This window comes from Methylobacterium sp. J-026, from assembly GCF_022829585.1.
Lineage (GTDB): Bacteria > Pseudomonadota > Alphaproteobacteria > Rhizobiales > Beijerinckiaceae > Methylobacterium.
This window is the reverse complement of the sequence record NZ_JAKSYC010000156.1, coordinates 100,840-109,270: the sequence shown is the minus strand read 5'-3', so window position 1 is coordinate 109,270 and position 8,431 is coordinate 100,840. Positions and strand designations below refer to the sequence as shown.

At 72.7% G+C, this 8,431-nt stretch carries 10 protein-coding genes; 2 read left to right on the top strand and 8 right to left on the bottom strand.

The annotated features are described in order from the left end of the window. The coding region (locus MKK69_RS14705) for a hypothetical protein (protein ID WP_243968872.1) at positions 1–218 on the top strand (218 nt) is incomplete at its 5' end. Between the two features lie 228 nt (positions 219–446). Here MKK69_RS14705 and MKK69_RS14700 read toward each other — a convergent pair. From MKK69_RS14700 to MKK69_RS14680, 5 genes are all read right to left on the bottom strand, one after another. After that, complete coding sequence (locus tag MKK69_RS14700; protein ID WP_243968853.1) at positions 447–1,571, bottom strand: aldo/keto reductase; 1,125 nt, start codon at positions 1,569–1,571, stop codon at positions 447–449. Positions 1,572–1,626: 55 nt separating this feature from the next. Continuing rightward, positions 1,627–2,307, bottom strand: coding sequence for a nickel pincer cofactor biosynthesis protein LarB (larB, locus tag MKK69_RS14695; protein WP_243968850.1), 681 nt, complete (start codon positions 2,305–2,307; stop codon positions 1,627–1,629). Next, positions 2,304–3,119, bottom strand: coding sequence for an adenine nucleotide alpha hydrolase (locus MKK69_RS14690; protein WP_243968848.1), 816 nt, complete (start codon positions 3,117–3,119; stop codon positions 2,304–2,306). The genes larB and MKK69_RS14690 overlap by 4 nt, the downstream gene beginning before the upstream one ends. Next, positions 3,116–4,429 carry a LarC family nickel insertion protein gene (locus MKK69_RS14685; protein WP_243968847.1) on the bottom strand — a complete coding sequence of 438 codons (1,314 nt, stop codon included), beginning with the start codon at positions 4,427–4,429 and terminating at the stop codon, positions 3,116–3,118. The genes MKK69_RS14690 and MKK69_RS14685 overlap by 4 nt, the downstream gene beginning before the upstream one ends. A gap of 272 nt (positions 4,430–4,701) precedes the next feature. Beyond that, entirely contained in the window at positions 4,702–5,865 is a 1,164-nt protein-coding gene (locus tag MKK69_RS14680) for a YihY/virulence factor BrkB family protein (RefSeq protein WP_243968845.1), read from the bottom strand. A 271-nt stretch (positions 5,866–6,136) separates the two neighbouring features. Here MKK69_RS14680 and MKK69_RS14675 point away from each other — a divergent pair, with 271 nt between their 5' ends. Beyond that, positions 6,137–6,874: a sigma-70 family RNA polymerase sigma factor gene (locus tag MKK69_RS14675; RefSeq protein WP_243968843.1), complete on the top strand. Its 738-nt coding sequence runs from the start codon at positions 6,137–6,139 to the stop codon at positions 6,872–6,874. Positions 6,875–7,075: 201 nt separating this feature from the next. Here the strand turns inward: MKK69_RS14675 and MKK69_RS14670 are convergent, their stop codons facing one another. The 3 genes from MKK69_RS14670 to MKK69_RS14660 all read right to left on the bottom strand — a co-directional run bounded on the left by MKK69_RS14670 (position 7,076) and on the right by MKK69_RS14660 (position 8,407). Beyond that, positions 7,076–7,339, bottom strand: coding sequence for a hypothetical protein (locus MKK69_RS14670; RefSeq protein WP_243968842.1), 264 nt, complete (start codon positions 7,337–7,339; stop codon positions 7,076–7,078). A gap of 99 nt (positions 7,340–7,438) precedes the next feature. Beyond that, complete coding sequence (locus MKK69_RS14665; RefSeq protein WP_243968870.1) at positions 7,439–7,996, bottom strand: metallophosphoesterase; 558 nt, start codon at positions 7,994–7,996, stop codon at positions 7,439–7,441. Between the two features lie 147 nt (positions 7,997–8,143). Then, positions 8,144–8,407 carry a hypothetical protein gene (locus MKK69_RS14660; protein ID WP_243968840.1) on the bottom strand — a complete coding sequence of 88 codons (264 nt, stop codon included), beginning with the start codon at positions 8,405–8,407 and terminating at the stop codon, positions 8,144–8,146. Positions 8,408–8,431 lie beyond the last annotated feature (24 nt).

Genomic DNA, 8,431 nt, shown 5'->3' with positions numbered 1-8,431 from the left:
ATCACGGCCTTCGCGGGTTTCGCGGCGCCGGGTTCGGCCTCGGCCCCGGCATCCCGGGGGTCCAGGCGGCGCAGGGCCAGCCCGAGGCCGTCGCCGATGCCGGTGGAGCGGCCGCTGATGCCGATCGTCGCCTCGTCCAGGCCATCGCCAACGCCGTCCACCACGCCACCGGGCGGCGCATCCGGAGGCTGCCGATCCGGCTGGAGGACGTGGCGTAGAGGGGGGCCACCTCTCCCTCCCCCCTTTGCGGGGGAGGGTGGCCCGCCAAGCGGGTCGGGAGAGGGGAGCGACGGTGCAGGAGGACGCTATTGTCCGTCTTGAAGGCCTCGCCTCTTTCTGAAGCCGCGCTCCCCTCTCCCGACCCTCGCTGACGCGAGGGCCACCCTCCCCCGCAAAGGGGGGAGGGAGCGCGCGCCATTCGAACGGCGTTCGACCCGGTCCTTGCCCTACTCCATCGTCGGCGCGAGCTTCTGCACGCTCTGCACATCCTCGCCGAGCCACGCCGCGTTCTTGGCGGTGCCGTCGAAGGTGGCGCTCGTCTTGAACAGCTCGTACTTGCCCTCCAGCGCGTAGGGCCTGGACCGCGACAGCAGCTCGGCCACCGCCGCCTTGTCCATCGGCTCGAAGGTCTTCACCGCCTCGAACGCCTGGTCGAGGTCGCGCTGGTTCTGGATGCCGGTGATCACCACCGAGACCGGCAGGTTCAGCGAGAAGTGCAGGTACTCGATCGGCTTGATCGGGGCGTCCGCCTTCAGGATCACCCCGTCGCCAAACGTCTTCATGGCGAGCGGCGCGATGCCCTCGGCCACGAGGTGCGGCAGCACCAGATGGCCGAACGAGCGGAAATGCGCGTCCATCACGTTGAGCGGCATCTGGCAGGAATCGAAGTGGAAGCCCCGCTCCTGCGCCACCGCCAGCATCTGCAGGTGGATGCGCGGGTCCTTGTGGCCGGTGAAGCCGATGTAGCGCAGCTTGCCCTGCTTCTTGGCCTCTAAAAAACCCTCCATGGCGCCGCCCTCGGCGAAGACCCGGTCGGGATCGTCGAAGCGCAGGATCTCGTGGTGCTGGACGAGGTCGATCCGGTCCGTGCGCAGGCGCAGGAGTGACTGGTCGATCTGCTTGAGCGCCTCCGCCTTGGTCCGCCCGTCCATCTTGGACATCAGGAAGACCTTGTCGCGGTAGCCGCCCTGCGCCAGCGCCGCGCCCATGCGCAGCTCGGAGCGGCCGTCGTTGTAGTCCCAGCAATTGTCCATGAAGGTGATGCCGCGGTCGATCCCGGCATGGATCAGCCGGGTCGCCTCGTCGTCGGTCACGGCGCTCTTGCCGAGGTGGAACCCGCCCATGCCGATGGCGGAGATCTTTTCGGAGGTCTTGCCGAAGGTCCGGTAGAGCATCTCGCCCCGGCGCTCGCCGGGATCGGTGACGAAGGGCAGGTCGGCGGGGTCCTGCGGGCGGGTGTTCGGGAGTGCGGGGGCGTTCACGGCCGCACCTGCGCTGCCGGCGCCCGCCAGAGTAGTCCCTGTAAGCCCTGCGCCGAGCACGGCGCCCTGTAGGAAGCTGCGGCGTTCCATCGGCTGTCTCCGTTCGCGGATGTCCGGGTGAGGGGAGGTAACAGGTCGTACCGGGTCATCGTTCGCGCTCCTCGGCGAGGCGTCCTGCCGCGTTGAGCAGGCGCAGGGCGGCGCAGGCGGCGCCGTAGCCGTTGTCGATGTTGACCACCGTGATGCCCGGCGCGCAGCTCGCCAGCACGGCGTCGAGGGCCACGCGCCCGCCCGCGGCGACGCCGTAGCCCACGGAGGTCGGCACGGCGATCACCGCGCCGGCGACGAGGCCGCCGACCACGCTCGGCAGCGCCGCGTCCATGCCGGCGGCGACGATCACCATCGGATGCGCCCGGATCTCCTCCAGCCGCGTGGTCAGCCGCCACAGGCCGGCGACGCCGACATCGGCGAAGAGTGTCGCGGCCCGGCCGGCATAGGCCAGCGTCCGGAGCGCCTCGCGGGCGACGGGGACGTCCGAGGTGCCGGCCGCCACCACGGCGACCCGGGCCGGGCCCCTGACCTCCGGCGGCGCGCCGAACACGGCCGTGTGCGAGACCGGGCAATAGTCGAGCCGCGCCATCTCCCGGAGGCGGGCGCATTTCTCCGGGTCGAGGCGGGTGAGGAGGAGCGAGGCGCCCCGGGCGCCGGCGGTCGCCAGGATCGCGTCGATCTGTTCCGGATTCTTGCCGGCGCAGTAGATCGCCTCCTCCAGCCCGATCCGCTCGGGCCGGGCGAAATCGAGGGTGAATTCTTCCGTGACGCTCATGATGGGGACGCCCCCGTCAGGAACGCGCTGCCGACCCGGTAGGGGGCGAAGCGGACGAGCCCGGCCAGACGCGGTGGCGCGATCGCCCGGATGCCGGCCCCGAGTCGTTCGCGATCCTCCGCGGCGAGGGCGGCAAGGCTCTCGGCATCGAGCTCCACCACCACGCCCTCGGCGCGGACCCGGCATCGGACGGCCCGTTTGGCGCCGGCCCCGGCGTCGAGGGCCCCGCCCACCAGGCGCTCGACCGCGTGGATGAAGCCCAGGGTCTCCGGCTCGATGGCGATGCCGGTCTCGACCCGGCTCGACAGGCAGGGCGCGGCCGGCAGCTCCGCCACCGCGCCGAGGCCGAGGTCGCGGGCGAGCGCCCGGACCGCCGCCTTGTCGAACCCGGCCTCCACGTAGGGGTGGCGGACGCCGTGCGTCCGGGCGGCGTCGAGGCCGGGGCGGTACTCGCCGAGGTCGTCGCGATTGGCCCCCGACAGGATCTGCCGGTCGGTGACCTGCCGGACCGCCCCGTACAGGTTGGTCTTGCAGAAGAAGCAGCGGTTGACCGGGTTGGCCCGGTAGGCCGGGTCGGCGAATTCCCCGGCCTCGATCACGCGCAGGTCCCAGCCCTCGCGGGCGGCCTCGGCCCGGACCCGGGCGGTCGCCTCCCCGGGAACGGCCGGCGAGACCGCGTGGACCACCAGGGTCGCCCCCGGCGCCAGCCGGTGGGCGAGGGTGGCGAGCGTCAGGCTGTCGACCCCGCCGCTCACCGCCACCGCGACGGGGCCGAGCCCCGACAGGACCGATTCGAGATGCCGGCGCGTCACCGCCCCTCCTCCTGCTCGAGCGCGCGGCGCTCGGCCTCCCGGCGCAGGGTCGCCCGGGCCGCGTGGCCCGCCTGGTCCTGGGCGTCGTCGGCCTCGGCCTTGGCGGTGCGCCCGCCCGGCCGGTCGACGACCTTCACCCGGACCGGCCGGCCGCCCTGCTCCACCGTGCGGGCGTCGCGGTCGAGCACCGCGCCCTCCACCCGGTGGTAGCGCAGGCCGATCGTGGTGGTCTCCCGGAAGCAGGCCTCGATGGCGGCCTCCAGGCTGTCCGGCCGCACCAGGGCCTGGATATGGGCCATCATCCGGCCCTTCTTGCCGATGACCGGGGCCTGCACGACGTCCAGCATCCCGGGCTCGGCGCGCAGCCGGTCGAGGCCCAGGGCGAGATCCTCGCCCGACTGGTCGTCGACCTCGAAGGCGATCACCGCGAGATCCCGCCGGCTCCCCGCGGCGGCGTCATCCTCCAGCACCAGGGCGCGCAGGCAGTTGCTCAGGCCCGGCAGCACCTTCGTGCCGAAGCCGATGCCGGTGCGCCCGAGGATGCCCCGGGGGCGGCCCCGCCCGGGAGCGTCGCCGCAGAGATGGCGCAGGATCGCCGCCCCGGTGGGGGTGACGCGCTCGCCGGGCACGCCGTCGTCGAGGGTGGAAAACCCTTCGAGCAGCAGGGTCGTGGCCGGCGCCGGGACGGGGAGGGGGCCGTGCTGGGTCTTCACCCGGCCGGACCCGAGCGGCAGGGCCGAAACGCTCCAGCTCCGCGCCTCCAGGGCGGCGATCAGGTGGGCGGCGGCCACGATGTCGGCGATCGAGTCGACGGCGCCGACCTCGTGGAAGGCCACCGCCTCGACCGCGAGGCCGTGGACCCGGGCCTCGGCCTCGGCGAGGTGGCCGAAGATGGCGAGGGCATGCGCCCGGACGGCGGGGGCGAGCTCGGCCGCCGTCAGCGCGGCACGAATCTCCGACCAGGGCCGATGGCCGTGAGGCCCGTCATCGCCGTGATCATGCCCGTGATCGTGGTGCGTGTGGGCGTGTCCGGCGTGGGTGTGCCCTGCGTGGGCGTGCTCTGCGTGATCGTGCCCACCGTGATCGTGCCGATGCGGCGCGGGGGCCCGGTCCGCCCCGGGGGCCGAGACGGCGAAGCGCAGCCCGCGCAGGATGCCGTCGTTGTGGGCCTGAACCGCGCAGGCGATGCCCGCGTCGGCCGCGCGCACGCTGGCGCGCACGCCCTCCAGGTGTTCGGGAAAGGCGTCCAGCAGCGCGGCGGCGAACATGTCGCCGGCGACGCCGCCGAGCGCGTCGAGGTGGATGTGCATCGTCTGCCGGTCGACCTGCCGTGAATCACGACGTTTCGCACAGATCGGCCGCGGACGCGGCAAGGCAAGGTTCGGCGGATGACCGCGACCGCGGCGTTTCGCCCGAAACCCGCGGCTCGAACGGAGCCATCCTGGTCCCTCGATGGTGCAGGGCAGTGCCCTGCACCATCCGCGGGGCTCTGCCCCGAGACGCCGCCAAAGGGACGATCCCCTCGGAATCCACGCGATCGGGTCGACAGGCGATCCCGCGCGGCAACGGTCAACGATACGGTCTACGTGGCGGCCCCGACCGTATCGGCCATGTGCGCCCGGCGCGTGCCCAGGGGTTCCGGCTCGCCCACGGTCGTGTCCTCGGCGGTCTGATGCTCCATCTCGGCGTTCACCTGGGCGCCGGCCAGCACGATCATGGTCGAGAGCCAGATCCAGGTCATGAATCCGATGGCCGCGCCGAGCGAGCCGTAGGTCTTGTTGTAGCTGCCGAAATGGGCGACGTACCAGGAGAACAGCAGCGACGCGACCAGCCAGAGCAGGGCCGCCAGGCCGCCCCCCGGCGTGACCCAGCGCCAGCGCGGGGCGTCCCGGCTGGGACCGTAGCGGTAGAGCATGGCGAGGCCGAACAGGACCGCCACGAGCAGCGTCGGCCAGCGCAGGAGCGTCAGCCACCACGCATCCGTGCCGAGCCCGACATAGGACAGCACCACCGGCAGGACCACCACCGCCGCCAGGGCCAGGACGAGGAACAGCAGCGCCCCCGCGGTGAAGGCGAGGGAGGCGAGGTTGAGCATGACGACGTTGCGCTTCTCGCGCTCGTTGTAGACGAGGTTGAGCGCGTCGAAGACGTGCTTCATGCCGCCGTTGGCGCTCCAGATCGACAGGACGATGCCGAGGAGCAGGCTGAACCCGAGGGTGGTGTCGCCCTGCGCGTTCAGGCGCTTGACCTGGTCGCCCACGATCTCCAGCGCCCCCTGGGGCAGGATGCCCTGGAGGCTGGCGAGCTGGTCGTTGATGGTCGAGGCGTCGGCCACGAGGCCGTAGCAGGAGACCAGGGCCGCCACCGCGGGGAAGATCGCCAGGAGCGTGAAGAAGGTGACGCCGGCCGCGATCAGCGAGAGCCGGTTCTCGCCGATGGCGCGATAGGTGCGGAGCGCAATATCCTTCCAGCCCTTGGCGGGGATCTCGGTGGGTCCCGCGGCGGCGCGCCCGCGATCGGTCTGGCTGCGGGCGACGGCGTGCGCCGCGTCCCCCGCATGCGCGGGGGACGGCCGGCGCGCCCCGTCCTGGGCGGGGGCCGGTCCGGCGGGCCGCCCCCCGTGCGGGCGGGTTCGCGGGAGGGCGACCACGCCGATCAGCGCGGTGGCGAGGGCCAGCGTCCAGACCATGGAGGCGGGTCCCTGAGGACCGGCATCCTCGGGGCGGGCGGGTTCGGGGGCTGGCATGGCGGATCTCGGACGGGGTCGGGCCGGCGACGGGGCGGAGATTCCGAGGCGTGTGACGACGCGTCCGAAGAGCCGCAGCTGCGAGGGGAACGCCGCATCGCGTGCAACGGTTCGCCCTGCAGTTGAAACATGGACGGTGAACCACCCAGGCCGGCGGCCGCGGCCGAATGGCCTTCGGGGAAAGCGCTAACCCATGTTGCGGCATCGGCCGCCCGGGCACGTCACAACGATCCCGCGGGTTCGACCGGCCCGCGCCGACGCCCGGACCTGAATGCCCGACACCGCAGGCTCATCCCTCTTCGATCCCGTCGAGGAAGCCCGGCACGGCCTGCCGGAGGCCGTGCGCGCCCATCTCGGCAGCCTGCTCGGCCATACCTACGACCGGATCGGCCCGGCGCCGGGGTCCGCCTCGGACCGCTTCGCCGAGCTCCTGGCCCGCCTCGAGACCGCGCTCGCGCAGGAATCGGGCGCGCGGGAGGCGTCCTTCCGCGCCGGCCTCCTGGAGGTGGTGCCGGCGCTGCACCGCTTCGCCGTCTCCCTGACCCGCGACCCGGCGGCGGCCGACGACCTCGTGCAGGACACGCTGCTGCGCGGCTGGCGCGGCCGGGGCGGCTTCACCACCGGCACCAATCTGGAAGCGTGGCTGTTCACGATCCTGCGCAACGTCTTCTACAGCCAGCACCGCAAGCACGGCCGGGAGGTCGCCGACACCGACGGCAATTACGCCGAGCGGCTGACCAGCATCCCGGAGCAGGGCGGCCACCTCGACCTCCAGGATGTGCGCGCGGCCCTCGACCGGCTCGCGCCGATGATGCGGGAGGCGCTGGTCCTCGTGGCGATCGAGAACCTCAGCTACGAGGAAGCCGCCGCCGTGATGAACTGCCGGATCGGCACCGTGAAGAGCCGCGTCTGGCGCGCCCGCGAGCAGCTCGCGCGGATGCTCGGCTACGGAGGGGACGAGATCGGCAGCGACGGCGTGATGCTGTCGGTGACCGGCACCACGGCCTGATCGGCGGCGAGCGCCGTTTTCAACGTCGAACGATCAAATTCGGCATTTATCCAGATGTATTCATCAGGAATTTGACTTAGGTAAAAGCGCCCGGGCACAGACCTGGGCGATATGAGGAGGGTTGGGCCGATCCGTCGGCTCGGCTCGGCTCCCGTCGGTGTGACATCCCCCCGATCCACCGACGGGAGCCCCCTCGGATCCTCAGCGCGCAGCGCCGTCCGCCCGGTCCGCGTCGAGTTGCAGCAGCAGCTCCGCCAGGCGCGGATCCAGGACCTCGTCGATCACCGGATCGTACATCGCCCGCAGCTGGCGGCCGAGCCGCACGCGCGTCTGCGCGTCGAGGACCGGACCGCCCGCGACCGGGATGACCCGCAGGGCGGCGGGTGCTCCGCCGGGGCCCGTCCGCGCGGCCTGTCTGGAAGCGGCGGGTCTCGGGGCGGCGTTCTGGGGTTCGAAGTGAGGCATGCCTCCTACATCGGCCCGCGGCGGGGCGACGGCAACCGCCCGGCCGCACGGAGTTTCGGGACTGGAGCGATGGCGCATCGTCCCACCCCGGTCCGGGGGTCAGCGCAGCCCGTGGGCCGCGAGTTCCTCCGGTGCGTGCCCGGCCGCCGCCTGCCGCGCCAGGATCGCCTCCAGCGCGGCCGGACGGTCGTCCCAGGCATCGACGCCGACATCGCAGGACCGGGTCGTGTCGGCCAGCCAGCCGTGGCTGTGGCCGTAGAGGTGGCGCGTCTCCCGCCACAGGCCCGGCCAGGCCCGATGCGCGTAGTGCGAGAGGAACAGGCGGTGCTCCCGGCCCTCGGCGTCCGGGATCGACAGGCGGGCGCTGTCCACGGGCGGCTCCGCCCAGGGCAGATCCAGCACCCGGTTCGAATCGTGGTTGCCCCGAATCAGGCGCTTCGTCCCGTTCAGCCGGGCGAAGATGGCCGCGCAATGGGCGCGGCTCGCATGGGCGGCGAAGTCGCCCAGGTGCCAGACGCTGTCTCCGGGGCCGACGACGGCGTTCCAGCCGGCGACCAGGGCCTCGTCATGGGCCTCGACGGTGTCGAACCGGGCCCGGCGCTGCCGGAGGATGTGCGGATCGCCGAAATGCGTGTCCGCGGTGAAGAAGATCGCCATGCCGCCGAGACCCGCCCCCGCACTCGCATCCCTCGAGACCGTCACGCCGGACCGCGCGTTCGCGCATCCCGGTGGACCGGAGCGCACGCCCCGGAATCGGCATCCGGTCGACGGGCGCGGCGCCGGTCGCGCCGGTGGGTGCCGGCCTCAGCGGCCGACCGTCCGGCGCAGGGCCTCGACCATCGCCTCGACCGTTTGCTGGGCGGTCTCGCCGAGGTCGATCTGGGCCTCTCCGGCGGTGACGAGGCCGCGCCCCGCCAGTTCGGTGACGCCCTCGGGATCGGCCTCGTGGCCGGCGCCGTCCCGGCGGATCACCGAGGTGACGCGCTCGCCGCTGACGAGCCGATGGTAGGCCGCGAAGGCGAAGATCGAGAGCGCCTTGTCGGAGAGTCCGTTCACGTCGTCGGCCATGCCTGCTGTCCTCGCCTGCGATCC